Source organism: Melioribacteraceae bacterium (assembly GCA_019638015.1).
Classification (GTDB): Bacteria; Bacteroidota; Ignavibacteria; order Ignavibacteriales; family Melioribacteraceae; genus JAHBUP01.
The window spans coordinates 1,632,806-1,650,718 of sequence record JAHBUP010000001.1; the positions used below are offsets into that span (position 1 = coordinate 1,632,806).

14 protein-coding genes are annotated in these 17,913 nt (G+C 35.6%); 8 read left to right on the forward strand and 6 right to left on the reverse strand.

Annotated features, from left to right (window positions below):
• Position 1 precedes the first annotated feature (1 nt).
• The gene (locus tag KF816_06825) at positions 2-682 is read right to left on the reverse strand and encodes a Crp/Fnr family transcriptional regulator (protein MBX3007725.1); all 681 of its coding nucleotides are present in this window, start codon (positions 680-682) and stop codon (positions 2-4) included.
• Between the two features lie 231 nt (positions 683-913).
• On the opposite strand from KF816_06825, the gene gap reads away from it, so the two are divergent.
• From gap to KF816_06845, 4 genes are all read left to right on the forward strand, one after another.
• Positions 914-1,972, forward strand: a complete 1,059-nt coding sequence (gap, locus tag KF816_06830) for a type I glyceraldehyde-3-phosphate dehydrogenase (protein ID MBX3007726.1) — start codon at positions 914-916, stop codon at positions 1,970-1,972.
• A 78-nt stretch (positions 1,973-2,050) separates the two neighbouring features.
• Positions 2,051-3,250, forward strand: a complete 1,200-nt coding sequence (locus tag KF816_06835) for a phosphoglycerate kinase (GenBank protein ID MBX3007727.1) — start codon at positions 2,051-2,053, stop codon at positions 3,248-3,250.
• 203 nt (positions 3,251-3,453) lie between these two features.
• Positions 3,454-4,371: a rhomboid family intramembrane serine protease gene (locus KF816_06840; protein ID MBX3007728.1), complete on the forward strand. Its 918-nt coding sequence runs from the start codon at positions 3,454-3,456 to the stop codon at positions 4,369-4,371.
• 22 nt (positions 4,372-4,393) lie between these two features.
• Positions 4,394-4,675: a hypothetical protein gene (locus KF816_06845; protein MBX3007729.1), complete on the forward strand. Its 282-nt coding sequence runs from the start codon at positions 4,394-4,396 to the stop codon at positions 4,673-4,675.
• Here KF816_06845 and KF816_06850 read toward each other — a convergent pair.
• Complete coding sequence (locus KF816_06850; GenBank protein ID MBX3007730.1) at positions 4,668-7,286, reverse strand: RecQ family ATP-dependent DNA helicase; 2,619 nt, start codon at positions 7,284-7,286, stop codon at positions 4,668-4,670. The two genes, KF816_06845 and KF816_06850, sit on opposite strands and share 8 nt — an antisense overlap.
• Positions 7,287-7,596: 310 nt before the next feature.
• Between KF816_06850 and KF816_06855 the strand changes: the two genes are divergently transcribed.
• From KF816_06855 to KF816_06870, 4 genes are all read left to right on the forward strand, one after another.
• A complete protein-coding gene (locus tag KF816_06855; protein MBX3007731.1) occupies positions 7,597-8,532 on the forward strand; it encodes an NAD(P)-binding domain-containing protein in 936 nt (311 codons plus the stop codon).
• Between the two features lie 18 nt (positions 8,533-8,550).
• Positions 8,551-9,762 (forward strand): acetate kinase, encoded by a 1,212-nt coding sequence (locus KF816_06860; GenBank protein MBX3007732.1) that lies wholly within the window; start codon positions 8,551-8,553, stop codon positions 9,760-9,762.
• Between the two features lie 120 nt (positions 9,763-9,882).
• Positions 9,883-10,674, forward strand: coding sequence for an SDR family oxidoreductase (locus KF816_06865; protein MBX3007733.1), 792 nt, complete (start codon positions 9,883-9,885; stop codon positions 10,672-10,674).
• Positions 10,675-10,780: 106 nt separating this feature from the next.
• On the forward strand, positions 10,781-12,358 hold the full coding sequence (locus KF816_06870) for an FAD-dependent oxidoreductase (protein MBX3007734.1): 1,578 nt from the start codon (positions 10,781-10,783) through the stop codon (positions 12,356-12,358).
• A gap of 63 nt (positions 12,359-12,421) precedes the next feature.
• Here the strand turns inward: KF816_06870 and KF816_06875 are convergent, their stop codons facing one another.
• The 4 genes from KF816_06875 to mutS are packed head-to-tail and all read right to left on the reverse strand — an operon-like array spanning position 12,422 to position 17,808.
• Entirely contained in the window at positions 12,422-13,504 is a 1,083-nt protein-coding gene (locus KF816_06875) for a prephenate dehydrogenase/arogenate dehydrogenase family protein (protein MBX3007735.1), read from the reverse strand.
• Positions 13,504-14,517 (reverse strand): 3-deoxy-7-phosphoheptulonate synthase, encoded by a 1,014-nt coding sequence (gene aroF, locus KF816_06880; protein ID MBX3007736.1) that lies wholly within the window; start codon positions 14,515-14,517, stop codon positions 13,504-13,506. Before aroF ends, KF816_06875 begins: the two co-directional genes overlap by 1 nt.
• 14 nt (positions 14,518-14,531) lie before the next feature.
• On the reverse strand, positions 14,532-15,212 hold the full coding sequence (locus tag KF816_06885) for a DUF1684 domain-containing protein (GenBank protein ID MBX3007737.1): 681 nt from the start codon (positions 15,210-15,212) through the stop codon (positions 14,532-14,534).
• Positions 15,196-17,808 carry a DNA mismatch repair protein MutS gene (gene mutS, locus KF816_06890; GenBank protein ID MBX3007738.1) on the reverse strand — a complete coding sequence of 871 codons (2,613 nt, stop codon included), beginning with the start codon at positions 17,806-17,808 and terminating at the stop codon, positions 15,196-15,198. The genes KF816_06885 and mutS overlap by 17 nt, the downstream gene beginning before the upstream one ends.
• Between the last annotated feature and the right edge of the window lie 105 nt (positions 17,809-17,913).

A 17,913-nucleotide genomic window follows, 5' to 3' on the forward strand; every position in this document is an offset into this window, starting at 1 on the left:
CTTAACTGAACGTTTCTTTGAATTTTTCGTAATCGAGGATTCTCAATTTAGAACCTTCAAGTTCTATTAGTCCTTTTTTAGCGAACGCGTGCAGTGTTCTTGAAATAGTTTCTCGAGAAGTACCGGCCATATTAGCTAAATCCTGTTGAAGTGGAAGTTTCTCAATCTCTACTTTTCCCTGTTTAATTTTGCCAATATCATCGGCTAATTGAAGTACAACTGTGGCAACTTTTCCTTCGGCATCTTTTAGCGATAGAGCTTTAATTTTCATATCGGCAACTCTTAAACGGCTGGTCAACTCCTGAAGAAGGGAAATGGAAATTTCTGGGTATTCACGAAGCAGATTTAAAAAGTCGTTTCTTTGAATGAGAAACAACTCAGACACATCAATTGCAGTGCAAGTTGCGGATCTCGTGAGTCCATCCAATATAGCCATTTCACCAAAGAAATCGGATTCCGAAAGAATTGTCAATATTACTTCACGACCGTCGTTGCTTGCTCTGGAAACCTTTACCTTCCCATTAACAATAACAAAAAGAGCAGTACCGGCGTCTTCTTCCATCAAAACAACTTCATTCTTTTGGTAATTTTTACGTGATCCTATCTGTTCAATTTTTTGGAGAGTTTCCTCAGGTAAATCAGAAAAGATTGGTACAAATGATAAAAACTCAGTTGAAGCCATTTGATTGCCCATTAATTGTGAGGATTTCTAATTACTTTGCTAAAATAAACGATTAAAGCCAAATCGACAATCAAATTTTTACTAAATGGTTTAATGTGTAGAAAATTCTCTTAGAACTGAATTATTTGCACTTTGGGTAAAAAAAGTCATGCAAATCTTAATTGAATCTTCAAGCGTTCTTCCATATATTTGCGGTCGATAAAATAACACATAAAATGAATGGAGGAAAACATGGCTTTAAAAGTCGGTATTAATGGTTTTGGTAGAATTGGCAGACAAATAATTGGAGTTTTGGTAGAAAAAGGGTTGTTGGGAAAAGAAGTTGACGTTGTGGCAGTTGTTGATGTGAGCACCGATGCAAAATATTTTGCCTATCAATTAAAATATGATTCGGTTCACGGACATTTTAAAGGAACAGTATCTAGTGAAAAGAGCGGCGAATCTGTTGAAGCTGATGATATATTAGTTGTGAATGGAAGTAAAATTCAGTGTATTCTTGCACAAAAAGAACCCTCTCAGCTACCTTGGGGAAAACTTGGTGTTGATATTGTAATTGAATCAACAGGTTTATTCACTGATTCAGAAAAAGCAAAAGGACACATTGCCGCTGGAGCAAAAAAAGTATTAATCTCTGCTCCAGGTAAGGGCGATGTTAAAACAATTGTGATTGGCGTTAATGATGAAGAATATGATCCTGCAGTGCACAACATAGTTTCGAATGCTTCATGTACAACAAACTGTTTGGCTCCTGTAGTTCATGTATTGTTAAAAGAAGGTATTGGAATTGAAACTGGTTTAATGACCACAATCCACTCATATACTGCTACTCAAAAAACAGTTGATGGTCCTTCAAAAAAAGATTGGAGAGGTGGTAGAGCTGCAGCAATTAATATTATTCCTTCAAGTACCGGCGCTGCAAAAGCTGTTGGCGAAGTATTACCTAAAACTAAAGGTAAATTGACCGGAATGTCATTCAGAGTTCCAACTCCGAACGTATCTGTAATCGATCTAACTTTCCGTTCCGAGAAAGATACTTCAATTCAAGAAATTGATGAGTTACTAAAGAAAGCCTCAGAAACATACTTAAAAGGAATTCTTGGTTATTCTAATGAGGAAGTAGTTTCAACAGACTTTATTCATGATGAGAGATCCTCTATTTATGATTCACTTGCTACTCTTCAAAATAATTTGAAGGGTGAGAAGAGATTCTTTAAAATAGTTTCATGGTATGATAACGAATGGGGTTATTCATGCCGTGTTATCGATTTATTAATGAAAATGGCGAAATAATTTAATTGATAATGAAAACCAAGACGTCCGCCAGTTGGGGGCGTCTTTTTTTATAAGATTTTTTAACGGGAGTTAAAAATGAAAAAACTTAGTATTGATAATGTCGAATTAAAAGGTAAAAGAGTTTTAGTAAGAGTTGATTTTAATGTGCCTTTGGATGAAAATATGCAGATTACAGACGATATAAGAATTACCTCCGCTCTTCCGACAATTAAAAAGATAATTGCCGAGGGGGGAAAATGTATTTTGATGAGTCACCTTGGAAGACCAAAAGGGGCTCCGAATCCAAAATATAGTTTAAAACCCGCGGCTGTTAGATTAGGAGAACTTTTAGAAGCAGAAGTTAAATTTGCTCCAGATTGTGTTGGCGACCAAGTTAAAGCTATTGTGAATAATCTTAAAAATGGTGAAGTGCTGCTTCTCGAAAATCTTAGATTTCATTCAGAGGAAGAAAAAAATGTCCCCGAATTTTCTCAACAACTTGCTGAGTTAGGAGATGTTTATGTAAATGATGCATTTGGTAGTGCTCATCGCGCGCATTCATCAACTGAAGGTGTTACCAAATTTATAAAAGTGTGTGCATCCGGTTACTTGATGCAAAAAGAATTAGATTATTTGGGAGTTGCTGTTACAGAACCTGCTCGTCCATTTACCGCTATTCTGGGTGGTTCAAAAATTTCAGGCAAAATTGATGTTATTGAAAATCTTTTACCAAAAGTTGATTATTTATTGATTGGTGGAGGGATGGCTTATACTTTTTACAAAGCTATGGGTAATGAAATTGGAACATCATTGCTGGAGGCTGAAAAGATTGAATTGGCCAAAGAGATGCTCGAAAAATTCAAAACTTCGCGAGCTAAAGTTCTATTACCTGTCGATAATGTTGTCGCTTCTGAATTTAATAATGAATCTCCTTCACAAGTTGTTTCTTCAGATGCAATTCCGGCTGATAAGATGGGGTTAGATATCGGCCCAAAAACTATCGAGGAATTCAAAAAAGTAATTCTTGAAAGCAAAACTGTTATTTGGAATGGTCCAATGGGTGTGTTTGAATTTGATAATTTTGCAAAAGGAACCGATGCAATTGCACTTGCGCTCGTGAGCGCAACAGAATCTGGTGCTGTAACAGTCATTGGCGGCGGAGATTCCGCGGCTGCAATTAAAAAAGCTGGACTCGATGAAAAGGTAAGTCACGTTTCTACTGGTGGTGGTGCTTCGCTGGAATTTTTAGAAGGGAAAGTGCTCCCCGGCGTTGCCGCTTTAAATGATGCTAATTAATTCTTAGCTACTGAAACATCGAAAAGTTATATTGAATGCCGGGTTTATAGCCCGGCATTTTACTTACTTATTTGCAATTTAGCTGAATAATAGTTGATCAATTTTACTGTCATTCAATCTTGACTTTTTCTGTTGAACAATATTTATGCGTTTTGTGTTAAAGAATAAAAAGATATATTTCATACAATAAATCTGGTTAAATAATGGGATATGATTCAAGAGATTACTATCGACCTTCCGGCTTTGGTAGGTTTTCACTCTTTCCACCGGTTTTAAAAAATTTATTAATCATAAACGTAATAGTATTTTTTATCCAAAAAATTACCGCTTTGTTTATTTATGCCTATACTAGCTACGGGCGACCGGTTGGGTACGATTATTTGATTGAAAAATATTTTGCATTAATGCCAATTGTAGGCGATTTTACTTTTTATCCTTGGCAGTTGATAAGTTATCAATTTATGCATGCCGACTTTATGCACATCCTGTTTAATATGCTCATTCTCTATTTTTTTGGAATGGAGTTAGAGAATTTGCTGGGTTCTAAAAAGTTTTTAATCTTTTATTTAACATGCGGTGTTGGCGCTGGATTATTGCACATGTTCCTTTCACCTTTTATAGGAGGAATTCCCGCTCCTACAATTGGCGCATCGGGAGCTGTGTATGGAGTAATGATTGCTTTTGCTATGTTCTTCCCTGAGAGGTATGTCTTCGTTTATTTTCTGATCCCAATAAAAGTTAAATACCTGGTTGCCATCCTGATGGTGTTTGAATTCATGTCTGTTACAGAGGCAAGTTTTATAGCTCATCTCGCTCACATTGGTGGAGCTCTAACTGGCTTTTTATTTATTATGATAGACCGAAAGAATGAGTTCAATATAAATCGGCTTTTTGATTCATTTAAAAGACCCGCAAACAGAAATACATTTAGAAATCCTACTTATTATAAAACTGATGAAGATGTACAAGAAGCGACTTTTTATGATATAAGAAAAGAAGAAAAAATTGAAGTAACACAAGCGGAAATAGATGCAATACTAGATAAAATTAGCAAAAGCGGTTATCAGAATTTAAGTGAACGTGAAAAGAAAGTGCTTTTTGAAGCCAGCAAGAAAAAGTAGTCTCCCGGCCTTATTCATTATTATGGCAGTCATTGTTGCAACTGCATGTAATTCTAGTAGGTTTGATGAGGACACCCTTGTAAAGATTTATGTAGAGGTATCGATTGCCTCGGAGACTAGTGGCAACCATCCAGATTCTCTTAAGAAAAATATTTTAGCGGTTTTTTCCAAATATAGGACCTCCCAAAAAATCTATACCGAAGAATTAAAAAAATACGCTGATGATATTGAGATGTGGGATAGGTTCTTTAAAAAATCACGACAGTATTTATATGAGCTTAAGCAGGGTGGGGTAGTTAATTAGAATTATATTTTGCCAGCGCAATCCTAAGCTTTGAGTAACTGATTTTCTTATTTGCCCTCTCATAAAGAGTTTTCAAATCTCTTATTCCTCCTTGAATTAATTCATTTATTAGCGTGAGTTCCTTTTTCTCAAAAAGATGAGCGACTTCAATTTGCTTATTCATTTGTATTATAGTCTCAATTTCTTTTGATACCAATGATTCAGGAAGCTTACATAGTTTTGAAATATCTTCGAGAGAATATTTTTTTATAAGCAGATCATTAATTTGTATCAGTTGTTCCTTACTTTCAAAACTCCTTACAGATTCACTAAATTCAAATTGATTCGAATGCTCTTTTATCAGCTCAATAAACTCATTCCCGATTTTATTTAATTTTTTTATTGAAAAACCATCCACCGATAGCAACTCGGAAGTCCCTTGAGGTTTTTTCCGAACTATCTCCCTTAAAAGTTCATCACTGCAAATTAAATGTTCGGGCTGATTAAACTTATATGCAACTTCTTTTCTAGCGTTCTTTAACTTATTAAAAAGCAAAATGTCATTTTCATAATCGGTTGGGAGTGCATTATTCCCTTCTGGTGAAATTTCCACAAAATATTTCACTCCCTTGTCGGAGAGTGTATAAGAATCATTTGACGATATAATCATTTGCGATGAATTTAGTTTGTGCAGAGTATTAATTATTTCATCTCCTTTAAAATGTACACACGATTCAAATGAGGAAAATTTTTTGAGTGATTGATTATTGGTTTTGCCGGAAAGAATTTGAACAATATTTTTTTGTTTAATTGGTGTTGTTGATTCGTGAAGAGTAATAAGAATTTTGTCTTCGATGTACCCCAATTGAACTGCAGATAATGATACTCCGCCGGTACAGATATCGCAATTGCCGCATTTATAATTTGGCAATGATTCGCCAAAGTAATTCAATATATACTTGAAACGGCAATTCTCAGTAAAAACATAATCAATCATCTCTTGTAGTTTTTTTAAATTATTGCGGTGTACATCAAGGATATTCCTAAAATCTATTGCCAAGTCTTTGGATTGAACTCGTGAACCTGCCAGTGTGTAACTAATAAAATTATTTGGAGCGGAAAACTCAATTATCCCGGACATACTTAATTGCTTCATTAAATTGAGAGTCTCCATAAATGAGATACCGCTTTTATTTGCCATCTCAGAAATGTTCAGATTGCAAGGATTCTTAAAAATCGAAACTCCATGATCACGAAGCAGATTCAAAAGTAATTCTCGAATTATCTCCTCTGGTATCTGAGTTATTATTTTTTTAAGATGATCCGGAGCCAAAAGTATTCTGCACTTGTATCCTTTTGATCCGTTATTTTTTAAATAACCCGATTGTTCTAAAATTCTTAAAATTGACTCTAGTGATGACCCAGGTATGTTTTTACTCTCAATATACTTTTTAAGATTAGTATCAATATTTAGGATAGCATTTTGTCCGCTTCCCAAAGTAATTGAGTGAGAATCTAAAATTATATCGTAAACATCACGGATGTTCTGAAGATCGGGACGTGAAAGATTAATTAAATATTCTTGAATGTTTCTATCGCCATCTTGAAATAAGAGATAAACTTTTGCGGGATTTCCATCACGGCCGGCTCTCCCAATTTCCTGGTAGTAATTTTCAATTGAAGAGGGAAGGTTATAATGTATTATTGTTCTAATATTGCTTTTATCAATGCCCATTCCAAATGCATTTGTAGTTATTATACAGTTGATGCGGTCATTAACAAAATCATCTTGAATCATTCTGCGAAGATCGGTAGTAAGTCCCGCATGGTAAAATGCACAGTTAATTCCTCTTGCTCTGCAATACTCGGTAAGTTCTTCGGTTGATTTTCTGGTAGACGAATAAATTATTGTGGGTCCTGAACGGCTCTGCAAGAGTTCAAGAACTTTTTCCTTTTTTGAATTTGATATAAAAATATTTAGGGATAAATTATCCCTCTCAAACCCCCGAACAATAATCTCAGGATTCTTCATCCCAAGTTGAAGTAATATATCATCTCTTACTTCTTTGGTTGCTGTTGCTGTAAAGGCCGAATACTTCTCTATTTTACTTATGTTTATAAAATCCAAAATTTTTCTGTAACTGGGTCTAAAACTATGTCCCCATTCGCTGATACAATGAGCCTCATCAATAAATAAATATTCAGGTTTTAACTCCGCAATTCTGTTGGCAAATGAAGTATTGGAAAGCCTTTCGGGGGAAACGTATAACAGTTTAATTTTGTTCTGCGCCAAATCGGAAAAGACTTTTTCGGTTTCATAATAATCCATTGAGCTATTAATGAATGATGCAACTTTTTCATTTCTATTGAGGGCATCTACCTGGTCTTTCATTAACGCAATGAGTGGTGATACTACAATTGAAAACCGCGAAGATCGGATTGCCGGTACTTGGTAGCAAATTGATTTGCCAGCTCCGGTTGGTAGCACGGCTAATACATTTTTCCCCGCCAGAATGTGTTCTATTATCTCTGCCTGCCCGGGCTTAAATGAAGTGTAGCCAAAAAAGTTATTCAGTATTTCTAAAGGTTGGTTCAATCTAGGTCTTATTAAGTTTAGTTGATTTTCTAACATTAACTGACCAAAATATAAATAGAAATTTCATCATGCTGAACAGTTAATTCTTACTTTGAAGAAGTATACCAACTAAAAAGGTTTTTGGACACTCATCCATATTCCAGTTGTCTCAAATAACATGTACAAATAGTATAAATTAAAAGTAATTGCTATTTCTCATATTTGGATAATCCTTTTTATTTTTAATAAATCTATAAAAGAAAAGGTGTTTTTTAAATTATAATTGGAATAAAAATCATGGTACATTAATTGCTTAAATAATAGGTTTTGTAACTAATTGTGATTTATTAATAAAAAGACGAATCTTATGGCAGACGACAAATTAAAATTGGAAGATCTTTTAGGCGATGTTCACAAACTCGATGAATTGGACCGCATCGACTATGTAGCTATAATTGGAGGGGGTATAATGGGGCAGGGGATTGCCCAAACTATTTCATCTGCCGGACTCGATGTACTCTTAGTTGAGAAGGGTGAGGAACAACTTAAGAAAGCTCAAGAAAGTCTAAGTGCTTCTATGGAAAGAGAAATCGCACGCTGGGCAATGACTCAGAGCGAACTCAAAGCTATTATGAGCAGAATTAAATGGGTTACTGATTTTTCAGAGATCCCAGAATGTGATTTAGTTATTGAAGCTGTTGATGAAAGCTATGATTTGAAGAGAAACATATTTAGTGAAATTGATAAAATTGCAAAACCTAACACAATTTTTATCTCTAATACTTCTACTCTAAGCTTAACTAAAATTGCAGAAGTGACTAATCGAAAAGATAAAATTATGGGGATGCATTTTCTTAACCCTGTTCCGAAAGTTCCTCTAGTTGAATTAGTTAAAGCTCTTGAAACATCGGACAAAACAATTGAGATAATTAAAAAATTTGCCGCTAAAATTGGGAAGACTCCGGTTGAAGTTTATGAATATCCCGGGTTTGTAACCACACGCGCAATTGTACCTTTGCTCAATGAGGCCATGCACATTCTTCTTGAAGGCTTAGCAAGCGCAAAAGATATTGATACCGCCATGAAATTGGGATACAATTTCAATACCGGTCCCCTCGAAATGGCGGACACAATGGGATTGGATGAAGTGCTCGCATGGATGGAAACATTATGGAATACATTAGGCGAACCAAGATACAGACCATGCCCGTTAATCAGAAAATTAGTTAGAGAAAGAAAACTTGGTAAAAAAACCGGCGAAGGATTTTTTAAGTACGATGCAGATGGAAAAATAATCCACTAAATTTTTAAGGAAACAGATATGAAAGTTCTTGTATTAAATTGCGGAAGTTCATCGATAAAATATCAATTTATTGATACTTCCGAAAAAATTGCTTTGGCAAAAGGACAAGTTGAGCGGATTGGGATGTCGAGCGCCGTACTTACTCATCAACCTCATCAAAAAGAAAAAATTAAAATTGTCGGTGAAATTTTAGATCATACTATTGCTATTGAATATGTTATCGCGGTTTTGCTGAGCCCTAATCATGGTGTAATCAAAGATAAAAAAGAAATTGATGCGGTTGGACACAGAGTTGTGCATGGCGGTGAAACTTTCTCCGGTTCAGTGTTAATTACTGATCAAGTGATGAAAGCTTTAAAAGATAATATTGAATTGGCTCCTCTCCATAATCCGCCGAATATTAAAGGTATTCAGGCAACTAAACAGCATTTAACTAATACTCCTCAAGTTGGAGTGTTTGATACTTCATTTCATATTAAGATGCCGCCGCGTGCATTTCTTTATGGAATACCTTTTGAATTATATAAGAAATATAAAATCAGAAGATATGGATTTCATGGAACCTCACATAGATTTGTATCGGAGAGAGCCGCGGCTATGCTCGGCAAGCCTATTGAAGAATTAAAAATAATTACTGCACATTTGGGTAATGGATGTTCCATGGCTGCTATTGACGGAGGAAGATCCGTTGATACTACTATGGGATTTACTCCGCTCGAAGGTTTGTTAATGGGCACAAGAAGTGGTGATATCGATACTTCTGTAATATTATATATTATGGCTAAAGAGGAACTCAATCTATCGGAAGCTAATACATTATTAAATAAACATAGCGGCTTAATTGGCATTAGCGGTGAAAGCAGTGATATGCGCGAAATCGAAAATGCAGTTGCCGATGGAAATAAAAAAGCAAAAAATGCCTTTGATGTTTTCAATTATAGAATTAAAAAATATGTTGGTGCTTATGCAGCTGCTATGGGTGGATTGGATGCGCTAGTATTCACCGGTGGAATTGGTGAAAACTCCGACTTGGTTCGAAATGAGGTTTGCGATAATATGAAGTTTTTGGGAATTGAGCTTGATACCGAATTGAATAAAAATCCAAAGGGAGAAGCTGATCTTTCTACTCCAACTTCAAAAGTGAGGATTCTTAGGATTCCAACTAACGAAGAGCTTGTAATAGCGCTCGACACAGAACAAATTGTAAATGAACAACTAAATCAAAAATAAAATCCTTTTTTGGTTAGTTTGAAAGGGTGAAGATAAATCCCGCCATGCGCGGGATTTATTATTTTAAAGTGGTTATGAGTGAAGAAATTTTTAATTTAGAATAAATTTTTTGAGGAAGTGATGGATCTAAATTTAGAGGGTAAAACAGTTCTTGTAACTGCGTCAAGTTCGGGAATTGGGAGAGCTACAGCAGAGATGTTTATCAAAGAAGGCTGTAAAGTTGCTATCTGCTCATCTAATAAGGATAATCTCATAAAAACTGTTAATGAAATTAAGGAGCAGTATAATATTGATCCATTTTGGGGAGTGTGCGATATCAATAAAATTACCGATGTTGAAAACTATTATAAAATAGTAAAAAATGAATTTGGCGATATTGATATTTTAGTTAATAATTGCGGCGGACCAAAAGCAGGGTACTTTGAAGATTTAAGTGATGAAACTTGGCAATCAGCATTTGAACAAGTATTGATGAGCGCAATTAGATTCACCCGGTTGGTTCTTCCTGCAATGAAAGAAAAAAAATGGGGAAGAATAATTAACATTACCTCATTGGCAGTTAAACAGCCGGTAGATAATTTAATATTATCAAATTCATTGAGAAATGGTTTAACTGCGTTTTCAAAGACTTTAAGTTCGCAAGTTGGGAAATATAACATCACGATAAATAGTGTAGCTCCGGGATATACATTAACAGCAAGATTGTATGAACTCGCAGTCGCGAGGGCTAAGGCAAGCGGTGAATCTCATGAACATGTACTCGCTTCAATGGCGGCAGATGTTCCAATGAAACGACTTGCCAGACCGGATGAAGTCGCCTCCTTAATTGCTTTCCTCGCCTCAGATCACGCGGGTTATATTACAGGATCGACTATTGCAGTAGATGGCGGCGTAATTAAATCAACGTATTAGGAAGAACTGCGAGTAGAGAGTATAGAGTGAAGAGTAGGATATTTAAAAGGTTTTTCTGCACTCATCACTCATCACTCTTCACTTCATTTTTTTTTTAGAGTATTGAATGAAATTTGAAATTGAAATAGCTGTTCCACCAGAATTTGTTAATGATTCCGAATATCAGAGATCAATCGTATCTTCAAGATTAAAAATTGACAAAGCGGATATAACCGCACTGAGAATATTAAAAAGATCGGTTGACGCAAGAAGTAAAAATCCAGTATTCAGACTTCAAACATTCGCATATATAAATGAATCTCCGCAAGAAGACTTTCAGCAAATTGATTTTCAAAAAGTTGATGAAAATAAACGAGTAGTAATAATTGGCTCGGGACCCGGCGGATTATTTGCCGCATTAAGATTGATCGAACTTGGCATCAAACCAATAATTTTAGAACGGGGTAAGGATGTACAAACAAGGCGAAGAGATTTAAAAGCGATACAGCAAGTTGGAACTGTTGACCCAAATTCAAATTATTGTTTTGGTGAAGGGGGAGCCGGTACTTATAGCGATGGAAAACTTTATACCCGCTCAACAAAAAGAGGAGATGTAAATAGAATATTAAATTTACTCGTGCAGCAGGGCGCTCATCAAGAAATTTTAATTGATGCCCATCCTCATATCGGTTCAAATAAATTGCCTAAAATAGTCGCAAACATTCGAGAAACTATTTTAAAATATGGCGGGGAAATTATTTTTGGAGCTAAAGTAACTGATTTGATTGTGGAGAATTATGAGACCAGAGGAGTAATCTATAACGATGAAGTTGAGGTACTTGGCAAAGCTGTAATTTTAGCAACCGGTCATTCTGCCCGAGATATTTATTATCTCCTTCATCAAAAAAATATAAAGCTCGAATCAAAACCTTTTGCGATGGGCGTACGTATTGAGCATCCTCAATCTTTAATTGATGAAATTCAGTATCATTCGAAAAATAGAAATCCAAATTTACCCGCTTCGAGTTACAATTTAGCTTGTCAAGTTGATGATCATGGAGTTTACTCATTCTGCATGTGTCCGGGGGGAATTATTATCCCGGCATCAACTTCTCAAGAAGAATTAGTACTAAATGGAATGAGTGTTTCGCGACGTGATTCACCATTTGCGAATTCTGGATTTGTTGTTTCGATTGATGAAAAGGATTGGAAACATAAAAATGAATTTGGAGTTTTTGCCGGATTGGAATATCAAAAAGAAATTGAAAATATGGCATGGGTTGCCGGCGGAAGAACTCAGCGCGCGCCAGCTCAGAGAATCACAGATTTTGTAAATAATAAATTATCGAGCACTCTTCCTAATTCATCATATATACCGGGAACAATAAGTTCACCGTTACACGAAATTATGCCTAATAATATTGTAAATGGCTTACAAAAAGCATTGGTTCAATTTGATAAAAAAATGAAAGGATATTTTACTGAAGAAGCGCAAATTTTAGCGGCAGAAACTAGAACAAGCTCACCAATAAAAATCCCCCGAGATAAAGAAACTTATATGCATGTTGAATGCGGCGGATTATTCCCATGCGGAGAGGGTGCCGGTTATGCCGGTGGAATTGTCTCTGCGGCCATTGACGGAGAAAAATGCGCTGAGGGAGTTAGCAAGTTTATTAATATAAAATATGGGAGCGCAGCAAAATGAATTTTTAATAAGTCACTTTTTGTAAGTCGATGTGACGTATAGAATTATAATTTGAATTAAGTTCTAATTGTAAATTGAAAAACCCGCTTTAATAATAATTTCCCTCGCCAGTTCAACATCACTTTCAGATTCGAACGCGAGTCTAAAAGTCCCCCCGGTACCTACTCTAATCTTTAAAAGCTCAATATCTTTTATATTGATATTGCCTTCAAAGAGGGCTGTTGTAATTTTGCTCAGCACGCCGGGCTGATCTTTAACGAATACAAATAAATCAAAAATTTGATTTATAAAACCTTTGTTCGATTTTGGAATTTCATCTCTTTTTACTCTGGCAATCTCAAATTTATCGGCAATCTTCTCATATTCCTCTTTAGCGATTGCCCTCTTCATCTTCTCTAAATCCAAAATGAAATTATCTATCGCTTGAACAATATTAGCTCCGTTATTCCTTATGATAGGTTCCCAAATTCTAAAATCACTTGCCGCAATTCTGGTCATATCTCTAAAACCACCGGCGGCGTAATCAAAAAAATTAAGATCACTATCTTTTAAACTTGCCGAATTGATCAATGACACTGAAACAATCTGAGGTAAATGACTCACCGAGGCAACAATAATATCGTGTACTTTTGGATTGAGGTATGTAATTTTTGCACCGAGTAAATGGATTAATTGAGTAAAACTATCAATAACAGGAAGTTGTTTTGCGTTATCGGTAAGTATGTAAACGCAATTTTCAAATAGAAGAGGATCAGAATTTTCATAACCTCCTTTTTCTTTCCCCGTCATTGGATGCCCGCCAATGTAAAATCCCGTTCGCTGTTTCTTATTCCAAATATCGTATAAAGGATTTTTTACACTGCAAACATCAGTCAATATTTGATTGGGCTTTAATTTGTCGGCGAGTTTTTCAAATATTTCTATCGAGTAATTAACAGGCAGACATATAAAGATAACATCAGCATCAAGCGCGTCATCAATAATTTTTAATTCATGGTCAATTACTTTTTCTCTAATAGCATGTTCTAAAGTTTGCGGTTTATCGAATGCGGAGATATGAAAATCCGCATTCGAATTTTTCAGAGCTTTTGCGATTGACCCGCCTAACAAACCTAATCCAATTATCGAAATCTTTTTAATACTCATCAAATTGTTCTGCCGATTGCCTTTGCTATAACTCTTAATTCTTCAACTAGTTTTAAGTAAACATCGGGGATTAGCGCTTGCGGGCCATCAGAAAATGCTTTATCCGGGTCATGATGAATCTCAATCATTATACCATCTGCGCCAGCGGCAACAGCAGCACGAGCCATTGGTGGAACCTGATCCCGATATCCGGTTGCGTGGGAAGGATCGGCTATAATTGGCAAATGACTTTTTTTATGAATTACCGGAATTGCCGAGATATCAAAAGTATTGCGGGTGTAGGTTTCAAATGTACGAATACCTCTTTCGCAGAAAATTACACCTTTATTGCCGTTCGCCATAATATATTCGGCAGACATCAACCATTCTTCAATAGTTGCGGCAATTCCTCTTTTGAGCATAATTGGTTTATCATTTCTACCCAGCTCTTTAATCAACGCGAAGTTTTGCATGTTACGAGCACCAACTTGATATATATCGGCATATTTGTAAATCAAATCAATTTGTTCAATCTGCATTACTTCTGTAATTACAAGAAGTCCAAATTGGTCAGCGGCTTGTCTCATTATTTTTAAACCTTCTTCACCCATCCCCTGGAATGAGTAGGGGGAAGTGCGTGGTTTGAAAGCTCCGCCTCGTAAAATTTTGGCACCCGATTTTGCCACTACCTCGGCTAATCTAAAAATTTGCTCTTCACTTTCAACTGAGCAGGGTCCCGCCATTAAAGCAATATTTTCACCACCTATTTCTACATCTTTAATTTTTATTATGGAATCACCGGCATGAAAACTTCTGCTCGCCAATTTATATGGAGTTGTAACACGATATACGTCGGCAACCGCGTCAAGTATTTTAATTTTGCGCGTATCAAAATCGGGCTGAACTCCAATAGCGCCCAATATTGTTCTTTCAACACCAGATGATCGATGCACTTGAAATCCGAAATCTTCTAAATGTTTAACTACATTATCTATTTGAATATCTGTAGCATTACTTTCAAGAATAACTACCAATTTATACTCCTTTTTTAATCATGAAATTTTTTTTCGCCCGCTTTAATTTCCAGAGGAAGATAATCTTCTTTTGTAGGCATTGCGCATGAATAATCTGGACTGTACGCACAATATGGATTATATGCCAAATTAAAATCTATGGTATAAATATGATTTGGATCCTCATTTATCTCAAAGTCGATATATCTTCCAACTCCGTAACTTTCATTGTTTGTTGTTTTATCAGTAAACCAAATTGAATAATATTTTTTACCACTTGGTGTTTGGCTTTGATAAACATTTAATTTATAAACAATTTCATTTTTACTGAATGTAATATAACCATACCTTATAGTTTTTCTAATTTCACCTTTTGTACCATAAATAAATATTTCATCCTTTTGTTCAAACTCATTTAAATTGCTTTCAAATACCCATTCCGGTTCAACGGGAAAATATTGAAGATTATGAAATTCGACTTTCCCTTTAGCGTTGAATGGGGAAGCCGGGTCATTTTTCATCCAATCATTCTTTGATGCACGCGATTCTTCTACTTTTTTTATGTATTCAAGTTGTTCGGCTGAGTATTTGTTATTAGCAGCACTATAAATTAATACTGCTATTATTACAATAATGATAACTCCAACTATGGAACCGATCCAAAAACTTTTTCGGTTCTCAAACTCCTTCATCAAATTGTTAAGATTTACTTTCATCTATCTTCTTCTTTAGTTCGCTTAATTTATGTAAAGCTTCCATTGGTGTGATATTATCTATCGAAATATCGGAAATTTCCTGGCGAAGCTTATCATCTTTTACTTCAAAAAGACTAATCTGGATTTCATCATTTTTGAGTTTAGCTAGTTTGGCCTTCTTTATTTCATGAGGAGTTAGTTCTTTACTTTCAAGATTTGCCAATATTTCTTTTGCTCGGGAAGTAACAAACCCTGGCAGTCCCGCCATCTGTGCTACTTGGATTCCATAACTATGATCAGCGCCCCCTTCAGTTACTTTATGAAGAAAGATTACTTTATCACCATACTCTCTAACTTCGACTTTAAAATTTTTGATTCGCGGAAAAAGGGAGGCCATCTCATTTAATTCATGATAATGAGTAGCGAATAAAGTCTTTGCGGTGAGATTTGGATTTTCATGTAGATATTCGGTTATAGCCCACGCAATCGAGATGCCATCAAAGGTACTGGTTCCTCGTCCAATCTCATCAAGTAATATTAAACTTTTACTTGATGCGTTATTTAAAATATTTGCCGCTTCCTGCATTTCTACAAGAAATGTAGATTCACCCGCGGAAATGTTATCGCTTGCTCCCACTCTCGTAAAAATCCTATCAACAAGCCCAATCTTTGCCGATGATGCGGGCACATACGAGCCTATTTGGGCCATCAAAACTATTAACCCAATCTGCCGGAGAAATACAGACTTACCCGCCATATTTGGTCCGGTTAATATTATTATTTGATTATCTAATGATGAGAGGTGACAGTTATTCGGAGTAAATTTTTCACCGGGAGGAAGAATATTTTCAACAACCGGATGGCGCCCCTCATTAATTTCTATTGAATCGGAATTGTTCAAAATTGGGCGGATATAATTATTCGCATCGGCGCATTCGGCAAAACTTTGAAAGCAATCCAGCATTGAAATTAAACGTGCGTTCTCTTGTATCTTCTCGGCATAGGTTGAAGTGAATTGTCTAACCTCATCAAATAATTTAAACTCAATTGTAGAAATCTTTTCTTCGGCATTTAAAATTTTATCTTCATACTCTTTTAATTCGGGAGTGATGTAACGTTCACCATTAACCAATGTTTGTTTACGAATGTAGTCGTCCGGAACTTTATCTTTATTAGCGTTGCTAATTTCTATGTAATAACCAAATACTTTGTTATAACTTACTTTGAGAGATGAAATTTTTGATCTTTCTCTTTCCAGTTTTTGAAAATTTGATATCCATTCTTTTGCGTTTAGTGATAAATCGCGCAGTTCATCTAGTTCACTGTTATAACCTTGTCTTATTATTCCTCCATCATTTAAGGATAAGGGAGGATTATCAGCAATTGCTTCCTCAATTTTCGAGACAACTTCAGAAAGGTTATTTAATTGGTTATTTATTTGAGTTATAGTTTCCGCGCTTGTCTGATCGAGTAATTGTTTAATGAGGGGGATTTTCTTTAAAGAAGATTTTAAGTGAATGAGTTCTCTTGGGTTAACTCTCCCGGTACATATTTTTGATGTTAATCTTTCAAGATCCCCAATTTCTCTCAACTCATTTTGAATATTAATTCTAAGCTGTTTATTGGTGAAAAAAGCTTCTACCGATTCTTGTCTCTTTTGAATTTGTTCAAGTTTTCTCAGAGGGGCAGTAATCCATTTTTTTAGTAGGCGCCCACCCATCGGAGTTTCAGTTTTATCGAGTATTGAAATTAATGAACCTTCCCGTTCACCATCCTGCATAGTAAAGACTATTTCGAGATTTCGCTTGGTGGAGTAATCGAGAAACATATAATCAGAAGGATTATATCTTGAAATTTTATTCAAGTGAGATAAATTGTTTTTTTGAGTCTCGCGCAGATAGTGTAAAACAGCCCCTGCCGAAATTATTGCGTCATCAAGATTTTCAATCCCAAAACCTTTTAATGTTTTCGTTTCGAAATGACTCATGAGAATATCAGATGAATAATCAAGATTGAATATCCAGTCATCAACTTTTGTTATTCTTGAATGAGGTAGATTTCTCTGAAGTAGTGGTTCAAATTCATTTTTAAACTTTTTTGGGATTAAAATTTCCGCGGGATTAACGGCGGATATCTGCTGAATTAATTCGCTAATTGGGACTTGGAATGCTGAAAATTCGCCGGTTGAGATATCACAAAATGAAATTCCTGCACTATCGTTATTACTATAAAACGCGAGCAGATAATTATTTTTTTTATGATCCAATAATTTATCGGAGAACGCAACACCTGGAGTTACTACCTCAACAACATCTCGTTTTACGATTCCTTTTACAAACTTTGGATTTTCCATCTGTTCGCAAACAGCAACCCTTAAACCTGCGCGAACCAATTTTGGCAGGTAGGTATCGAGTGCGTGATGTGGAAATCCCGCAAGTGGAACTGCTCCGGCGGCTCCATTTGCTCTTTTTGTTAAAGTTATGCCAAGCACTTTTGATGCGGTTTTAGCATCTTCCTCAAAAGTCTCAAAAAAATCACCAACACGAAAAAGTAATATTGTGTCGGGATATTCTGCTTTCACTTTTGCGTATTGCACCATTAATGGAGTGGCTGACATAACTTAGCTTTTAAATTTGGGTCAAAAATATAGCTTAAATGGTGGTTTATAGCAATTAATGGTTGAATCGAAAACCCGGTCAGTGTTAATTGACTTATAAAAATT